16 protein-coding genes are annotated in these 15,916 nt (G+C 57.2%); 5 read left to right on the top strand and 11 right to left on the bottom strand.

All coding sequences use genetic code 11. The annotated features are described in order from the left end of the window. Position 1: 1 nt before the first annotated feature. The 3 genes from ruvB to ruvC are packed head-to-tail and all read right to left on the bottom strand — an operon-like array spanning position 2 to position 2,249. The gene (gene ruvB, locus O2N63_RS07810; RefSeq protein ID WP_271053690.1) at positions 2 to 1,048 is read right to left on the bottom strand and encodes a Holliday junction branch migration DNA helicase RuvB; all 1,047 of its coding nucleotides are present in this window, start codon (positions 1,046 to 1,048) and stop codon (positions 2 to 4) included. Positions 1,049 to 1,065: 17 nt separating this feature from the next. Continuing rightward, positions 1,066 to 1,746, bottom strand: a complete 681-nt coding sequence (ruvA, locus tag O2N63_RS07805) for a Holliday junction branch migration protein RuvA (RefSeq protein ID WP_271053689.1) — start codon at positions 1,744 to 1,746, stop codon at positions 1,066 to 1,068. Next, positions 1,743 to 2,249 (bottom strand): crossover junction endodeoxyribonuclease RuvC, encoded by a 507-nt coding sequence (gene ruvC / locus O2N63_RS07800; RefSeq protein WP_271053688.1) that lies wholly within the window; start codon positions 2,247 to 2,249, stop codon positions 1,743 to 1,745. Before ruvC ends, ruvA begins: the two co-directional genes overlap by 4 nt. A 208-nt stretch (positions 2,250 to 2,457) precedes the next feature. Between ruvC and O2N63_RS07795 the strand changes: the two genes are divergently transcribed. Together O2N63_RS07795 and O2N63_RS07790 are read left to right on the top strand one after the other, a co-directional pair. Continuing rightward, a complete protein-coding gene (locus O2N63_RS07795) occupies positions 2,458 to 3,759 on the top strand; it encodes an FAD-dependent oxidoreductase (protein ID WP_271053687.1) in 1,302 nt (433 codons plus the stop codon). Between the two features lie 264 nt (positions 3,760 to 4,023). Beyond that, positions 4,024 to 4,221, top strand: coding sequence for a DUF1127 domain-containing protein (locus O2N63_RS07790; protein WP_271053686.1), 198 nt, complete (start codon positions 4,024 to 4,026; stop codon positions 4,219 to 4,221). Between the two features lie 139 nt (positions 4,222 to 4,360). On the opposite strand, the gene O2N63_RS07785 is transcribed toward O2N63_RS07790, so the two are convergent. The 7 genes from O2N63_RS07785 to rpiA all read right to left on the bottom strand — a co-directional run bounded on the left by O2N63_RS07785 (position 4,361) and on the right by rpiA (position 12,206). Then, the gene (locus O2N63_RS07785) at positions 4,361 to 5,800 is read right to left on the bottom strand and encodes a Do family serine endopeptidase (RefSeq protein WP_271053685.1); all 1,440 of its coding nucleotides are present in this window, start codon (positions 5,798 to 5,800) and stop codon (positions 4,361 to 4,363) included. A 310-nt stretch (positions 5,801 to 6,110) separates the two neighbouring features. Further along, entirely contained in the window at positions 6,111 to 7,184 is a 1,074-nt protein-coding gene (locus O2N63_RS07780; protein ID WP_271053684.1) for a Hint domain-containing protein, read from the bottom strand. A 128-nt stretch (positions 7,185 to 7,312) separates the two neighbouring features. Next, the gene (locus O2N63_RS07775; protein WP_271053683.1) at positions 7,313 to 7,498 is read right to left on the bottom strand and encodes a DUF2065 domain-containing protein; all 186 of its coding nucleotides are present in this window, start codon (positions 7,496 to 7,498) and stop codon (positions 7,313 to 7,315) included. Next, positions 7,495 to 8,367 carry a protease modulator HflC gene (gene hflC, locus O2N63_RS07770; RefSeq protein WP_271053682.1) on the bottom strand — a complete coding sequence of 291 codons (873 nt, stop codon included), beginning with the start codon at positions 8,365 to 8,367 and terminating at the stop codon, positions 7,495 to 7,497. The genes O2N63_RS07775 and hflC overlap by 4 nt, the downstream gene beginning before the upstream one ends. Next, a complete protein-coding gene (hflK, locus tag O2N63_RS07765) occupies positions 8,367 to 9,503 on the bottom strand; it encodes an FtsH protease activity modulator HflK (protein WP_271053681.1) in 1,137 nt (378 codons plus the stop codon). Before hflK ends, hflC begins: the two co-directional genes overlap by 1 nt. 254 nt (positions 9,504 to 9,757) lie before the next feature. Next, a complete protein-coding gene (gene gor, locus O2N63_RS07760) occupies positions 9,758 to 11,122 on the bottom strand; it encodes a glutathione-disulfide reductase (RefSeq protein ID WP_271053680.1) in 1,365 nt (454 codons plus the stop codon). 301 nt (positions 11,123 to 11,423) lie between these two features. Beyond that, on the bottom strand, positions 11,424 to 12,206 hold the full coding sequence (rpiA, locus tag O2N63_RS07755; RefSeq protein WP_271053679.1) for a ribose-5-phosphate isomerase RpiA: 783 nt from the start codon (positions 12,204 to 12,206) through the stop codon (positions 11,424 to 11,426). A gap of 229 nt (positions 12,207 to 12,435) precedes the next feature. On the opposite strand from rpiA, the gene O2N63_RS07750 reads away from it, so the two are divergent. From O2N63_RS07750 to O2N63_RS07740, 3 genes are all read left to right on the top strand, one after another. Next, a complete protein-coding gene (locus O2N63_RS07750) occupies positions 12,436 to 12,789 on the top strand; it encodes a YbaN family protein (RefSeq protein ID WP_271053678.1) in 354 nt (117 codons plus the stop codon). A gap of 79 nt (positions 12,790 to 12,868) precedes the next feature. Continuing rightward, positions 12,869 to 14,248, top strand: coding sequence for an L-serine ammonia-lyase (locus O2N63_RS07745; RefSeq protein ID WP_271053677.1), 1,380 nt, complete (start codon positions 12,869 to 12,871; stop codon positions 14,246 to 14,248). Positions 14,249 to 14,301: 53 nt separating this feature from the next. Next, positions 14,302 to 15,192, top strand: coding sequence for a DMT family transporter (locus tag O2N63_RS07740; RefSeq protein WP_271053676.1), 891 nt, complete (start codon positions 14,302 to 14,304; stop codon positions 15,190 to 15,192). Positions 15,193 to 15,197: 5 nt separating this feature from the next. On the opposite strand, the gene O2N63_RS07735 is transcribed toward O2N63_RS07740, so the two are convergent. After that, positions 15,198 to 15,863, bottom strand: a complete 666-nt coding sequence (locus tag O2N63_RS07735; protein ID WP_271053675.1) for a thiamine diphosphokinase — start codon at positions 15,861 to 15,863, stop codon at positions 15,198 to 15,200. Positions 15,864 to 15,916 lie beyond the last annotated feature (53 nt).

Genomic DNA, 15,916 nt, shown 5'->3' with positions numbered 1-15,916 from the left:
CTTACTTGCCAAACAAATCCGTCTGCGCCTTCTCTCCCACCTCTGGTGCATCCAGCCCCAGATGCCGCCAGGCCTTCTTGCCCAGCATCCGTCCGCGCGGGGTGCGTTGGATGAGGCCCTGTTGCAGAAGAAAGGGTTCAATCACCTCTTCCAGCGCGTCGCGGCTTTCGGACAGGGCGGCGGCCATGGTTTCGATCCCGACCGGCCCGCCACCGTAATGCTCTGCCATCAGGCCGAGATACCTGCGGTCCGCCCCATCCAGCCCAAGGTGATCAACACCAAGCCGTGTCAGAGCATTGTCTGCGATTTCTCGCGTGATCCGCCCATCACCTTCGACCACGGCGAAATCCACCACACGGCGCAACAGCCGGCCTGCAATCCGAGGCGTGCCACGGGCACGTTTGGCAATCTCTCGCGCGCCATCATTATCGGCGGGCGTTCCGAGTTTGATCGCATTTCGGGTCACGATCTCATGTAGTTCGTCCACGGTATAAAATTGCAGCCGGGTCGGGATGCCAAACCGGTCGCGCAGGGGGGTCGTCAACAGGCCCAGACGGGTGGTCGCGCCCACCAGCGTAAAGGGTTGCAATTCGATCCTCACAGTACGTGCGGCAGGACCTTCGCCGATCACCAGATCGAGCTCAAAATCCTCCATCGCCGGGTAAAGCACCTCTTCGACGACGGGATTTAGCCGGTGAATTTCGTCAATGAACAGCACGTCATTGCGTTCGAGATTGGTCAGGATCGCCGCGAGATCCCCCGCTTTCGCCAGAACTGGTCCGGAGGTCATGCGGAAATTCACGCCAAGTTCCCGCGCCATGATCTGCGCGAGTGTGGTTTTGCCCAGACCAGGAGGGCCATGAAACAGCACATGATCCATCGCCTCGCCACGCCTGCGCGCACTCTCGATGAAGATGCGCAGGTTGGCGCGGGCCTCAGCCTGGCCGATAAAATCCGTCAGCCGTTCGGGGCGCAGGGCGCGGTCCTGATCCATAGCCTTGTCTTCGGGACGCGGGTCAGGGCGCAATGTGGGGTCTGGTTCACTCATGGATCCGTTTTACCCTTTCAGCCCTTGGGCGCCAGCAGTTTCAACGCGGATCGGATCAGAGTGGCGGTATCCGCCTCTGGGTTTTCCCCCATCGCCTGCGCCACGGCTGAGGCCGCCTCGCCCGGACCATAGCCCAGATTGCCCAGCGCAGAGAGCGCTTCGGATTGCGCCGCCGCATTGGTGGCGGGCGCTTTTGGCGCAGGTTTAGATTTTGCGCGAGGCGCTTCAATCACCTCATCATCCACCGCTGCCATCGCCTCGCCCAGAGATCCGCCCTGCCCGGCCATCGCCATGACGCTGGCCGCCTTGTCCTTAAGCTCATTCACCACGCGTTGCGCCGTTTTAGGCCCAACCCCTTTGGCCACTTTCACCGCAGACCAGTCACCCAGCGCAATCGCCCGGCTGACCCCGTCAGGGCCAAGCGCTGAGAGGATTGCCATAGAGGCCTTGGGGCCAATCCCCTGCACGGAAATGAGCAGACGGTGCCATTCCTTTTCGATGAGAGAGGTAAAGCCAAAAAGCTGAAGATTGTCCTCACGCACCAGAAGTTCGGTGTAAAGCGCCACCGCTTCACCTGCGCCGGGCAACGTGGTCATGGTGCGGTCTGAGACATAAACCAGATAGCCCACCCCACGCACATCAATCAGCACATGGTCTTCGGCGCGATAGTCGAGAATACCGGAGATCTTGCCGATCATGCGCCTGCCCTCCGGACCACATCCGCCAACCGCCCCGCGCTTTGCGCGTGAAAGGCGTGACAGATTGCAATGGCCAATGCGTCGGAGGCATCTGGACCGGCCAGTTTCACACCGGGCAGCTGCATCTTGACCATATGTTCCACCTGTTTCTTGTCGGCATGCCCCACACCCACCACGGCCTTTTTCACGGCGTTGGGCGCATATTCACCAACCTCCAGCCCGGCACGTGCCGGGACCAGCATGGCGATGCCGCGCGCCTGACCGAGTTTCAGCGTGCCCACCGCGTCCTTGTTTACAAAAGTATGCTCCACCGCTGCCGTGTCGGGCGCATGGGTGGTGAAAACGTCAGTAAGTTGTTCAAAGAGAGATAACAGTCGCACGCCCAATTCCGTGCCAGTCGAATGACAGATCCCGTTGGCCACATGGCGCATCTTTGCTCCATCTGTATCGATCACACCCCAGCCGAGGTTGCGTAGCCCCGGGTCAATTCCAATGACGCGCATCTGCCGCCCTGCTCTGTATGGTTGCCGTTTTTATTGTTATCCGCGAACTAGCACGAAACGAGAACATGCACCAGTTTTTTCGCATCTGACCACAGGTTTCCCCGCACTTGTGCTGAAAACGACACCGGTGGCGCAATTTAGCTATACACTTGTACAACACTGCCGCCCTATCACGAAACGGAAGCGAATAGGACTAAGGGGCGAGATCATGAAAACAGATGTTGATGTACTGGTGATCGGCGGCGGCACGGCCGGGTTCGGCGCGGCGCTTGCAGCGGCCCGGCAGGGACAGCGCACCATGCTTATCGAGGCCAGCCAGAAGATCGGTGGCGTGATGTCCTTTTGCCCCGGCATGCCTTGGGGCGCAGCATATCCCTGTGACGTGAGTATCGGCGGGATCATGGAAGAGCTGGCAGAACGCCTCTTTGCCATGGATCCTCCAGCTGCCGAAAAACGCCCCTGCGCGCTGGAAAACTTCGGGGCGGAAATTCAGTATGACCACGACATCGCCACCACAACGATGTTTGAAATGCTGGAGGAAGCCGGTGTCGATCTGCGCCTTGGGGCCACGGCGACAGGGCCAGAAATGGAGGGGAACCGCATTGAATCAGTCGAGTTTTTCGACCGGCACGGCGCGCAGACCGTTGCCGCCGGCATGGTGATCGACTGCTCCGGCGATGGTGACACCTCGGCCAAAGCAGGCGTGCCGTATGAGTTGGGGGACACAAGCGGCAACATGATGGGGGTCACGCTGACTTTCATGATGGTGGGGGCGGATCTGGACCGGATCTTTGCCGAGCCCGACCCGTATTTTACCGCGCAGGCCGGCATTGGCATTGCCGAAGGCCGGCTGCACGAGGATCTGGGCAAGCTTTATCTCATGCGCGGGTTTCACCCCGATACGGTCTTTTGCAATTCTGTGGTGATCCGGGGGGTGGATGGCACCAACCCGGCAGATGTAACCCGGGCCACACAAGAGGGGCGCAGGCGGTGTATGCAAATGGCGGAGTTCCTGCGCTCGGACATTCCCGGATTTGAACAGGCCAAGATGATGTACCTCGGGCCAACCGTGGGTGTGCGCGAAACCCGCAAGCTGGAAGGTCAGTACCGCGTGACCGGGGCGGATCTGGCCGCGGGCACCAAATTCCCCGATGGGATCGTGGCCTGCGACAACCCGATTGACGACGTGATGCGGGCCGACGAGAGCATGACCCATGACGCCATTGTGGGGGCTGGCGACTATTACACCATCCCGTTTCGGTCCATGGTCCCGCGTGAAATTGAGAACCTGATGTTTGCCGGGCGGATCATCTCGGCCGATCCCGAGGCCTTCGCCTCGGTCCGGGGGATGCCGCAATGTATCGCCATGGGGCAAGCCTGCGGGACGGCGGCGGCGCTGGCCCTTATTGCGGGCACAACCGTGCAAGATATGCCTCATTCCAGACTGGTCTCGGCCCTACAGGGTCAGGGATTGCGCGGCCTCGATGGGATGGCATTGCAGAGGAAGTGAGTCGTTTTCCACCCACATCCGCCCCCAATTCAGGTCAACCAAACAGATCCAGAAAAGTTTTTATTCATTAATATTGGGTGCGTAGAGGTGAAAAATTGTCAGAATCCGACCATTTTCGACACGCCAAAATCTGAAAACGACCAGTTGCAAAAAACGCATAGGTGACATGCAATTTGAACGCTTGTCCGGCCGGATGTTCGGGCCTAATTGGCGATTAAGAGCAATGGTGCTCTGACTTGTTTTCTTGATCTAAGGACATGAACAATGGCTGTCTTCGAACCCACCCTGCTGAACCACGCTGGTTCATCCTTCGGGGGCCGTCTGTCCATCGCTGTCCAGCGTGCTGTTGCATCGCTGACTGCCTGGAATGACGCGCGCTCGACCCGTAAAGCGCTGTCTAGTCTTACTGACCGCGAACTGGCGGATATCGGTCTGACACGGGCTGACATCGAAATGATCTAAATGGATCTACTGGCGGCGTGTCCTCTCTCCCTGACACGCCCCACCACTCAAAAAAACCCGCGCATCAGCGCGGGTTTTTTTTGTGCTTATTGTTCTATCCATTGGCAGCTCTGACCAGAGCAGCCAATGGACGTTCAGATCAGCCTTCAAGAGACAGGGCGAGGAAGCGCGGCTCGCCGTTGCGGCGCACCAGAAGCAGGATCGACTTGCGTCCCGCGTCGCGGGCTTCCTCGATCTTCTCTTCGAACGCAGACAGGTCAACGACCTCCTGCTGACCAGCTTCAGCAATCACATCACCGGCCCGCATCCCTTTTTCAAAGGCTTCGCTGTTCTCATCAAGATCCAGAACCACAAGGCCACTGGCGCCAGGATTGAGCCCCAGTTCTTCACGGCGCTGATCATCCAGTTCGCTCAGGGTCATGCCCAGAACAGATTTCTCTGACGGGGTGCCACCATCCATCGGCGCATCACCGGTGTTGGAGGCGACAGCCTCTTCTCGACGGCCAAGGGTCACCTTGAGCGTTTCGGTCTTGCCGTCCCGCATCACCACAACCCGCACGGCTTTACCTACCGGAGCGTCACCGACGATTTTGACCAGTTCGCGCGTATTGGCCACATCCACCCCATCAAAGGACAGGATCACGTCGCCTGCCATAATGCCGGCCTCTTTCGACGGGCCTTCCGGCACGTCATTGACCAGTACACCTTCGGTCGAGCTCAGGTTCAGACCTTCCAACATGTCCTCGGTGATGTCCTGAATGCGCACACCCAGCCAACCGCGGCGGGTTTCGCCAAACTCTTTCAGCTGACCAACAACCTTGTCGACCACATTGGACGACATCGAAAAGCCAATGCCGATCGATCCGCCATTAGGGCTGAGGATCGCGGTGTTCACGCCAATCACTTCCCCATCCATGCTGAACAGAGGCCCCCCCGAGTTGCCCCGGTTGATCGCCGCATCGGTCTGGATGTAGTCGTCATAGACCCCACCAAGACCCCGATTGCGGGCCGAGATGATCCCGGCAGAGACCGAAAAACCCTGACCCAGCGGGTTACCAACGGCCATCACCCAATCGCCAACACGCATCACATCGCTGTCACCGAATTTCACGTAATCCAGCGGTTCTTCGCTCTCGACTTTCAACAGCGCGATGTCGGTATTGGGATCAGTGCCGATCACCTTGGCAGGCAGTTCCTTCTCGCCACCAAAGAACTCGATCAAGATTTCATCTGCGCCCTCAATCACGTGGTTGTTGGTCACGATAAACCCGTCTTCCGAAATCACGAAACCCGAGCCAAGCGCCTGGCTGCGGCGGGGACGATTGCCCGGACCGTTGCCCTGCCCTTGCCGATCTCGATCCAGGAAATCCCGGAAAAACTCTTCGAACGGGCTGCCTTCCGGCACCATCGGCTGCGGCCCGGAACGGCTTTCGACGATCGTGGTGGTGGTGATATTCACAACTGCGGGGCTGACTGTCTCTGCCAGATCCGCAAAGCTTTCTGGGGTGCCTCGCGCGTCCGCCCGAACTCCGGACACCAGAACCATGGCCGCGCTCATGATCATTGCCATGACCAGCATCAGGCCCTGGCGGGAAGTATTTGCAGACCCTTTCGAAAGGGGAATCGCCTGCGCTTTCAAAACATCTCTCCTCTTAATCAATAGCTGTGGGGCATCTGTGCCAGACATCACGAAAACACGGTATCTGGAACGGCCCGTTGGGGACAGTCTCTAGATAGGAACAAAAATGTGCAACGCAAACTTGTCCGGCGGCGATCACCGGGTTGTGAAGTGACGTCAAACAGAATTTGGGCGGTAATCAGCCGACACGAGATCCAGCAACCGCACGGTTGTATCTTTCCACAAGCTCTTGACCATGTTTGTTGGGAAATCAGGCCGCAATCAACTCATCAAAGAAAATCGAGTTCGGTGCCAATGACACCGCTTTTTGCCTGGCATCTTCCACCACAAGACGTGTCTGTGAGCAGGTCAAACAAGGCCGTGCGGTCGGCTGATCCATCACAGCATCCCCACAGTTCAGCCCTCGCATCCGCTGCAATACGTCCCGACGCTGAGAGGGCGTCAGCATCTTCAGCGCCATTTCACCTGGGAAAAAGCTTTCTGTCGCAAGTCCTTCCGAAAACAGAATTTCGTGATTTTCCAACATGATATGATAATAAATCACGGATTTCTTACCCTGCATCCTGCGGATGCCGGGAAGGCTCAAAAGTCCCTTGGCGGGTGCAAGAACCTCACCCTGTTCCAATCCGATTAGATGAGAGACCGACAATAGAAGCTTGTGCTGCGGCGACACGACTAGATCGCGCTTTGGCAGGTTTGGACCTATCGCCCCGGCGGCAATCTTGATGGGAAGGGATTTTTCGCAGTCACCCGGCCAGTTAAGTTCTGTGGTCGAGATCCAAAGTATTTTCTGAGGACCATGATCAAGGGTCATCACCTGATCCCCCTCATTCAGATCCTCAACTTTCACCTCCCCATCCGGGGTCAGAATATGCGTCCCCTGTGCAAAGCAGATGGTTCCCGGATCGGGCATGACATCCAGGTTCTGAAGATCTGCGCCCCCGGAGCCGAAGGAATCCATCTCGGCCTGTGTCGCATCTTCATCCGGCATGAAGGTCAGGCGCGTGGTTTCACCAGCGGAGGGATAATCATGCACGGTGATTGTATAGACAATTGCCCCTTCGTACTGATCAGGTATCTGCTGGGCACCATCTTTTTTCAGAGTAGGTAGCGTTGCGCTGAGCTCAAACGTGAAGTCATAACTGACACCGTCGATTTCCACCTGCGTGTCAGGATCAATTCCGCCATCCACGGGCTGTTCGAGCAACCAATCCCCGTCAGTACCAGATGCAACAAAGGTGATCTCAAGAGCCGGGTCAGTGGTGAGATTCAATGCGGGATTGTTCGCGCTGTTGCTGTCTGTTCGCGCCCAAAAAGTCGTCATCGTAAGATCTCCACACTAATACACTGTCGTCTTCGCACCAAATTTCGCGATATTCATAACCTAGTTAAGTTAAGAATTAGACCATTTTACGACCAAAAACAGGGAGCGTGACATCTATGCCATGCGTGTCACCCTTGTGACAGCCAGACCAGCAGCGCACCCAGCGCCACGGCACCCAGCCCGATCAGGCGTCTTTGATCGCGCGAAAGTTCGTTGATGGCGGCGACCAGATCATCCAAACGCGAAGGGGCCAGTGCGAACACCAGCCCCTCAATCACGAGCACAAGCCCGATGCCTAGTAAGACAAGGCTCACGGACGGCCGCCCTCAGACTTCAGATAGTCAAAAAACTCGCTATCCGGTGAGATGACCAGCGAAGAGTTATCTCCGCCGAGCGAGGTTTCATAGGCCTGAAGCGAACGCAGGAAGGTATAGAACTCCGCATCACGGCCCAGCGCCTCTGCCAGGATCCCATTGCGGCGAGCATCTGCTTCACCACGGATGATCTGGGCGTTCTTGCGGGCCTCGGATGTGGTTTCGACCACGGTCCGGTCCGCCGTGGCGCGAAGACGTTGGGCCGCCTCATTACCACGGGCGATCTCATCTGCGGCCAGACGCTGACGTTCAGCCCGCATCCGCTCGAAGGTGGCTTCGAGGTTTTGCTGCGGCAGGTCGGCGCTTTTGATCCGCACGTCGACCACTTCGATCCCGAGGTCAACCGATTGGCTGCGGGCCCGATCACGGATCTGGTTCATGAGAAGGATCCGGTCAGCTGAAAGAACAACCCCAGAATTGACCTTACCCAGAACCGCACGCAGTTCTGCGTTCAGGATGCGTTCCAAGCGCGAGGCTGCACCGTCAATGCCACCCGCCCCCACCGAACGGCGGAACTCCTTGGCGTCAATAATGCGCCAGCGAGCAAAGGCATCAACTTCCAGACGGCGTCCATCTGCCGGCGTCACTTCAAGCTTGCGGGTGTCCAGCGGCAGGATCCGGTCATCATATTTCACGACCTCATCGATCAGCGGCACTTTGAAGTAAAGCCCCGGATTACGAACTTCTTCCTTCACCTCACCAAAGCGCAGTTCCAACGCAGTTTCGCGTTCATCCACGATGTAGATGGCCTGAAAGACGGCCGCCGTGGCCACAACAAGTGCACCGATAGTCAATTGCGTCTTACGCATCAGTTCGACCCTCCGCTGCTTTGCTTGTTCAGTTCATTGAGCGGCAGGTAAGGCACCACGCCCCCTTCTCCACCTACAGCCCCGTCAATGATCACCTTGTTCACCGACCCCATGACCTTTTCGAGGGTCTCGAGGTAAAGGCGTTTGCGGGTGATGTCTTCGGCCTTCAGGTATTCTTCGTAAACGGCCAGGAAGCGTGCGGCTTCACCTTCGGCCTCATTCACGACCTTGGCGCGATACCCTTCCGCTTCTTCCAGAAGCTGAGCAGCTTCACCACGCGCGGCAGCAACCACACGGTTTGCATAGGCGTCGGCCTGTTTCTGCAACGTGTCTCGGGTTTGCTCAGCGGCTTGCACCTCACGGAAACTGTCGATCACTTCACGCGGCGGGTCGGCACGGTCAAAGTTCACACGCACGATGTTCACGCCAGCTTCATAGCCGTCGAGCGTCTGCTGGATCAGGTCTTGCAGCTCCTGCTGAATAACGCCCCGATCCGAGGTCAGGATCGGCCCCAACAGCGAACGCGCGATAATCTCGCGCATGACTGATTCCGACACGGCGCGAATGGTGTTTTCGGGGGCCGCGAGGTTATAGATGAACTCTTCGATATTCGAGATGTTCCAGACCACCTGGAAGTCGATATCAACGATATTTTCATCCCCGGTCAGCATCAGGCCAGAGTTGCCTTCACCAATGTTGATGATGTTTTCGCGGGTGACCGGATAGATTTCCTTGGTCACAACCGGCCAGGGAGCAAAGTTCAAACCCTCTTGCCCAACGCCGTAGCGGGCACCAAAGAGCTGTTCAACGGATTGTTCAGACGTGTCGACCCGATAAAAACTGGCAAATACCCAGAGGCCTGCGGCGGCCAAAGCCCCCAAAAGCAGGGTGCCACGGCCAATGCCACCTCCACCCGTACCGCGTCCGGAACCGCCGCGACGACCATCGGAGCGACCGCCCATCAGAACGCGCAGTTGCTCCTGCCCTTTTTTCATCAATTCGTCGATTTCGGGGATCGGCGGTTGGTCTCCCGGACGATGCGGTGGGCGCCCACCGTCGTCGTTGCCGCCTTTATTGCCTCCCGAGCCGCCGCGGTTGCCACCGCCGCCCCAGGGGCCGCCATTATCGCTGGCCATATGGTTGTTATCCTTGTTTGGTCAAAGCTTCGGCACAATAACTGGACTTTCGTGCGCAGTTTTTCAAGTCAAAGCCCGGCGTTGCGGAACATTTCCAGCTGTGAAAATTCGATTTTGGCAAAAAACCAGAAAACTAGTTTTCTAGTTTTCTAGTAAAATGAAAACTCAACACCCGGTCGCAAGCCCTAAATAAAAACGCGCACCGACCGGCGCGCGCTTCCAAACCATTTATCAACACCGATCAGAACGGTACCTCAATCGCTTCGCGTCGGCGATTTCATCAATACAATCTCTTCCGACATGGTCGGATGCACCGCCACCGCGCGATCAAAATCTTCCTTGGTGGCGCCCATCTTCACCGCAACAGCGGTAAGCTGAATCATTTCACCTGCACCGGGGCCAACGATATGTACTCCCAGCACTTTCTGGCTTGCCTGGCTCACCACCAGCTTGAACAACACCCGCTCATCCGAGCTGATAAAGCTAGATTGCATCGGGCGGAAAGCCGCGGTGTAGACATCGATTTTCTCAAGCTCCCGCGCCTCTTCCTCACCCATGCCCACAGTGCCATATTCCGGTTGGGTGAACACGGCCGAGGCAACATTTTCATGGTCAAGCTTGGTCGGATTTCCTTTAAACACCGTTTCCACAAAAGCCACTGCCTCGCGGATCGCCACAGGGGTCAGGTTGATCCGGTTGGTCACATCCCCCACCGCAAAAATTGAAGGCACTGCGGATTGCGAATAGTCATCCACCACAACCTCGCCCGAACGCCCAAGTTTGACACCGATCTCTTCCAGCCCAAGCCCGTCGGTGTTGGGCACACGACCGGTGGCAAAAAGCACCTGATCATAGATCTCTTCACGCCCGTCGGTGCCCTTGACCCAGATGCGGCCATCGCGGCGTTCCATCCGCTCGACTTCAAGCCCCACATGCAGGTCGACACCACGTTCGCGAATATGTTCGGCCAGAAATCCGCGCACCTCGCCGTCGAAACCGCGCAGGATCTGCGCCCCGCGATACCATTGCGCTACATTTGCACCAAGGCCATTGAAAATACAGGCGAATTCACAGGCGATATAGCCGCCGCCGACAATCAGGATGCGTTCGGGGAAACTGTCGAGGTTGAAAACCTCGTTCGAGGTAATCCCCAGTTCCTGCGCTCCCGGAGTGTTCGGCAGGAAGGGCCGCCCGCCGGTGGCGACAAGAATGTGCTTGGCGCTAAAGCGCTCGCCGGTGGACAGCTCAACCGTATGTGCGTCTTTCACCACGGCACGGGCATTGAAGATATCGGCACCAGAATTGCCCAGATTACGCTGATAGATCCCTTCCAGTCGGTCCAGCTCTGCATGCAACATTGGCTGGAACAGACCCCAGTCAAAAGCACCCGCGTCATTGCCCTTCCAGCCGTATTTTGCGGCCTCTTCAGCAGCCGGGCCATAGTGGGATGCAAAGACCATCAGTTTTTTCGGCACACAGCCGCGGATCACACAGGTGCCACCCATGCGGAACTCTTCCGCCAGCCCCACCTTGGCCCCACCTTCAGCCGCCACCCGGCCCGCGCGCACGCCGCCCGAACCACCGCCGATCACAAAGAGGTCATAGTCGAAATCGCTCATGGTTTGCCGTTCCCCAACTTCACAGGCCTTCATTTTTCTGGCCAGATTTTCATTTCCGAGAAACTAGGGATTCTGCACAGCAGTTTCCAGCCCACATCCCCCAAAATTCCGCCCTATCAATCACAAAGGCGTGCCTTGAGTGTGAATGAGCACATTGGTCCATCTTTGGTCCATGAAATATCCCCGCCGGAAGCAAAACGCATAATTGCTCTGCCACCAAGTGCCCGCATGATCCGCTTTAAAGAGTTTAAACTTTGCCCGTTTGCCTCTTTAAAGACTTTAAAGTTTTGCCTTCGCAACCCTACACATCTTTAAAGATATTATCGGTATCCACGAACTCGATCCGGTCTTCTTCGAACGTGCCTTCATTGATGTCGGACACCTCGACGCGCCCGTCACCATGACCAACCACCACCACATCGCAGATGTCGATGAACAACCCGTTTTCCACCACACCGGGGATCTGGTTGAGCACCATCGACAGGCGGCGAGGATCACCGATGCGCTTCAGGTGCAGGTCGATGATATAGTTCCCCTCGTCCGAAATGAACGGGCGATCGCCGTTCATCCGCAGCGTTGTGGTTTGTCCCAGAACATCCATTGAGGTGAGTAATTCCTCGACCAGACTTTTTGAGGTCTGCCAGCCAAACGGGATCACTTCGATGGGCAATGGAAAGGCGCCCAGTTGATCCACGGACTTCGAGGGGTCGGCAATCACCACCATCCGGTCAGACGCTGTTGCGACAATCTTTTCAAGGAGATGCACCCCACCGCCGCCTTTGATCAGACAAAGATCCGCATCAAATTCATCCGTGCCATCAATGGTGAGATCCAGCCATTTGGCCTCGTCCAGACTGACCACCTTGATGCCTTGTTGCCGCGCCAGATCGGCCGTGCGCGACGAGGTGGGTACTCCTGTGACCGTCAACCCCGCTTCGCGCACCAGCTCCCCGAGGCAGCGCACCATCCAGGCCGCCGTCGACCCGGTTCCCAACCCTACGCGCATCCCATCTTCAACAAACTCCACCGCCCGCTTTGCAGCTACAAATTTGGCGGTGTCGATTGGTGACAATTCCCCGGACATGGCAGCGTCTTCCTTTGGTGCGATTTTGGAAGTGTTTATAAAAGAGAACAGACCTTCTGGCGAGGGGGAAGTCGAGAAGGGGCTCTGCCCCTCGTGCATTCGCACTCACCCCGAGGTATTTTCAGAAGGAAAATAAGGGGTTATATATTTACCCGGCGCATCTGGACAATCCATGCCTGTTGGACCAGCATGACGCAAGATACAGTCGTTTTGGAGCGCGACAAACGGCATGAGCAGATTTTTCTACATAGCCCTTGGCTGGGGCGCGGTGGGTTTGGGGGTTCTGGGGATCGTATTGCCGGTGCTCCCGACTACGCCATTTCTGCTTGTGGCTGCATTCGCCTTTGGCAAGTCAAGCCCCAGGGCGCGCAACTGGTTGATTGAACACGCTCATTTTGGACCGCCCATCCGCGACTGGGAAGAACGGGGCGCGATTTCACGGCGCGCGAAGGTGCTGGCCACAAGCATGATGGCACTGGTCATTGCCTTTTCGATCTGGAAGGGATTGCCGCTTTGGGTGCTCGTTTTGCAAGGGGTTTTGATCTCTGCTGGGGCTGCTTTCATCCTGACACGTCCTGACTAAGCAGGAAAATGTCGCTTTCTGCCCCTCTTCGGATTGAAAATGTCTCCATGCTTGGTGGACTAAAACGCGCGAGGGTCTCATGTTTCTGTCTGTCTTCGACATGTTCAAAGTTGGGGTTGGCCCCAGTTCGTCCCACACGATGGGACCAATGGTGGCCGGTGGCCGCTTCCTTGATCTTCTGCGAGAGCAGCCGTTTCAAGTGGCAGGATTGCGGGCGTCGCTGCACGGTTCTCTGGCCTTTACCGGTGTCGGGCATGCCACAGATCGGGCGACCATATTAGGCCTCGCCGGATTTCTGCCCGACAGCTACGAACATGCTGCGGCAGAAGAGTGCCTGGCTCAGATCGAAGCCACCAAATCGGTCAGCCCTGAGGGGCTGGGAACACTGAATTTCGATCCGAAATCGGATCTGATATTTGACTATGATCACCCCCTGCCCGGCCATGCCAATGGCATGGTACTGATGGCCACCGATGCGCAGGGTGACGTGGTTGTGCGCGAAACCTATTACTCGATCGGAGGCGGGTTTGTGGTGACCGAAGCCGAACAGTCGGAAGAACCGATCCGGGACAAGGCAGACGCAAAAACTCATCCCTACCCGTTTGAAACTGCTGCTCAAATGCTTGAGATGGCCGCTAAATCCGGCAAATCGATTGCAGAGATGAAGCGCGCCAATGAGTTGGAACACATGGGGCCTGCCAGCCTGAACAGCGGGATCGAGCGTTTGTGGCAGGTGATGGAGGATTGCATTACTCGTGGGCTTGAGCGCGACGGTATCCTGCCCGGCGGCCTGTCGGTCAAGCGCCGCGCGCGCAACATCCATGAAGCGCTAAAGGCAGAAGCGGGTCTGAACCTGACCGCGCCCCACACCATCAATGACTGGATGAGCGTCTATGCCATGGCGGTGAACGAGGAAAATGCCGCCGGGGGACAGGTTGTAACCGCGCCGACCAATGGTGCTGCTGGGGTTCTTCCTGCAGTCATCATGTATTGGCTGCACCATGTTCCAGGCGCCAGTCGCGGCAAGATTGACGAGTTTCTTCTGACAGCCTCTGCCATTGGCGGGATCGTCAAACACAACGCGTCAATTTCCGGGGCTGAAGCGGGGTGTCAGGCCGAAGTCGGATCAGCAAGCGCGATGGCCGCCGCCGGTCTTTGTGCCGTGATGGGCGGCACGTCGATGCAGGTGGAGAACGCTGCTGAAATTGCGCTGGAACACCATTTGGGCCTGACCTGCGACCCGGTCAAAGGCCTGGTGCAAGTGCCCTGCATCGAACGCAACGGTCTTGGTGCGATCAAGGCGGTATCTGCGGCATCGCTTGCACTGCGGGGGGATGGCACGCATTTCGTGCCCCTGGATGCCTGCGTGAAGACCATGTTCGAAACCGGACAGGATATGATGGAGAAGTATAAAGAGACTTCTCTTGGCGGTTTGGCCGTGAACGTACCGAACTGCTGACAGAACAGCAGATCAACAATTGACTTCATTTTGGGGCGGCCTAGGGTCGCCTCATGACCAATCCACCCTCTCCATATGATCGCCCGCTCTTTGGCATCATGTTGATGCTGGGCTTTTGCATGTTGGTGCCGCTGTCGGACGCGCAGGCCAAGATGCTGGGGGTAGAGGTTGCTTTGCTCTTTCTGATCACCCTGCGGTTTCTGTTCCCGCTGCTGCTTTATCCTTGGCTGAAATGGCGTGGCGTGTCCTGCGCCATTCCTGAAGGACTATTTCTCTGGGTGTTGGTCCGCGCATTGGTTCTGATCATCGCCATGGCCCTGATGTATCAGTCCTTGCGTTTCCTACCGCTGGCAGATGCAGTGGCAATCGCCTTTGTTGCGCCGTTCCTCATGTTGGGGTTGGGGCATGTCTTTCTGGGCGAACATGTTGGACCCCACCGATTTGGTGCGGCGGCGGTTGGATTTGTTGGCACCCTTCTGGTGGTCCAGCCGAATTTCATTGCGGTCGGGGCCACGGCCCTGATGCCATTGGGGGTGGCTTTGGGGTTTGCAATCTTTGCCCTGATCACCCGGCGTATCTCACATCAGATCGACCCGCTCGCGGTCCAGGTCATCAACGGGTATCTGGGTGCAATGCTGCTGGTCCCGACTTGTTTCTTTGTCGGGAGTGACATCCTCCCTTCCGCCAGCTTGCTGCCTGAGCTCATCCTGTTTGGAGTTGTGGGCACGGTTTCAGCCGTCCTGATGACCGCCAGCCTGCGCTTCGCGCCCTCTGCCACACTGGCCCCGATGCAGTATCTCGAAATTCCCTTTGCCACGCTGATGGGATGGTTGTTTTTCAAAGACCTGCCCAACGGGCTGGCGGCACTGGGGATCGTGATTACTGTGGGTGCTGGTCTCTATGTGATTGCGAGAGAGCACCGTCAGGCCCATGAAAACGCCTGACAGGTTTACCCTTGCTCCATCACGGCCGCGATCACCGGCCCCAGATACATGCGGGGCAGAATGACCAACATGCCTGGGCGATCAAACGACAAGTGAATATCCTTACAAACCACTTCGTTGGACGTACCGATACAATCCCACGGTGCCATGGTCAGACCTTCAACCGGCCATTTTAACCCAGAACAATGCCCCTTCACTTCTGCCATCGGGAACAGGGAAAACCGCGTGCCAACCGGCAGGGACAGGGAAAGAGCGCGGGGGACATGGAAGCAGATGTCAACTTCGCCCACCAACACGCATCGCCGCGGCGTGCGCACCAGCGCATTGTAGCAGGCTAGTTCATGGTCCAGTCGTCCTCCCATGAACCCCACGCCAAGCACCAATGGAACATTGAGCCACTCCAGCGCCTTGTGAAAATCCGTTTTGTTCTGATCCGGCGTTTCAATGATACGGTCTGGATCAATCCGTCCGCGGGCGTCATCCGACAGGCTATCGAGATCACCAAGCACCCATTCCGGCATCACGCCGTAGTCCAGCGCCACATCCGCCGCCCCGTCTGCGACCGCCAAACGTGGGGCAAATCGCAAGCAGTCACTCAGAATCGAGTTGCTTAATGTGCCCCCTCCAACCAGTGTTATTGCGTCTGATTGTTGCAAATCTCGCCCATTCATGCCGTTATTGTCCTCGAAATGGAAACAAAACACATTCCTGCCTCGAAAAAATA

Source organism: Aliiroseovarius salicola (assembly GCF_027891095.1).
Lineage (GTDB): Bacteria > Pseudomonadota > Alphaproteobacteria > Rhodobacterales > Rhodobacteraceae > Aliiroseovarius > Aliiroseovarius salicola.
The sequence above is the reverse complement of the archived record's forward strand: the minus strand, read 5'-3'. Positions and strand labels throughout refer to the sequence as shown.

Bases quoted from the DNA above. Each gene is read 5' to 3' on its own strand.
- O2N63_RS07740 (WP_271053676.1), top strand. From the start codon at position 14,302: ATGACCAATCCACCCTCTCCATATGATCGCCCGCTCTTTGGCATCATG.
- gor (WP_271053680.1), bottom strand. From the start codon at position 11,122: ATGAGCGATTTCGACTATGACCTCTTTGTGATCGGCGGTGGTTCGGGC.
- O2N63_RS07785 (WP_271053685.1), bottom strand. From the start codon at position 5,800: ATGCTGGTCATGGCAATGATCATGAGCGCGGCCATGGTTCTGGTGTCC.
- O2N63_RS07780 (WP_271053684.1), bottom strand. From the start codon at position 7,184: ATGACGACTTTTTGGGCGCGAACAGACAGCAACAGCGCGAACAATCCC.
- ruvA (WP_271053689.1), bottom strand. From the start codon at position 1,746: ATGATCGGCAAGATCTCCGGTATTCTCGACTATCGCGCCGAAGACCAT.
- ruvC (WP_271053688.1), bottom strand. From the start codon at position 2,249: ATGCGCGTCATTGGAATTGACCCGGGGCTACGCAACCTCGGCTGGGGT.
- O2N63_RS07750 (WP_271053678.1), top strand. From the start codon at position 12,436: ATGAGCAGATTTTTCTACATAGCCCTTGGCTGGGGCGCGGTGGGTTTG.
- rpiA (WP_271053679.1), bottom strand. From the start codon at position 12,206: ATGTCCGGGGAATTGTCACCAATCGACACCGCCAAATTTGTAGCTGCA.
- O2N63_RS07735 (WP_271053675.1), bottom strand. From the start codon at position 15,863: ATGAATGGGCGAGATTTGCAACAATCAGACGCAATAACACTGGTTGGA.
- hflC (WP_271053682.1), bottom strand. From the start codon at position 8,367: ATGCGTAAGACGCAATTGACTATCGGTGCACTTGTTGTGGCCACGGCG.
- ruvB (WP_271053690.1), bottom strand. From the start codon at position 1,048: ATGAGTGAACCAGACCCCACATTGCGCCCTGACCCGCGTCCCGAAGAC.
- O2N63_RS07745 (WP_271053677.1), top strand. From the start codon at position 12,869: ATGTTTCTGTCTGTCTTCGACATGTTCAAAGTTGGGGTTGGCCCCAGT.
- O2N63_RS07795 (WP_271053687.1), top strand. From the start codon at position 2,458: ATGAAAACAGATGTTGATGTACTGGTGATCGGCGGCGGCACGGCCGGG.
- hflK (WP_271053681.1), bottom strand. From the start codon at position 9,503: ATGGCCAGCGATAATGGCGGCCCCTGGGGCGGCGGTGGCAACCGCGGC.
- O2N63_RS07790 (WP_271053686.1), top strand. From the start codon at position 4,024: ATGGCTGTCTTCGAACCCACCCTGCTGAACCACGCTGGTTCATCCTTC.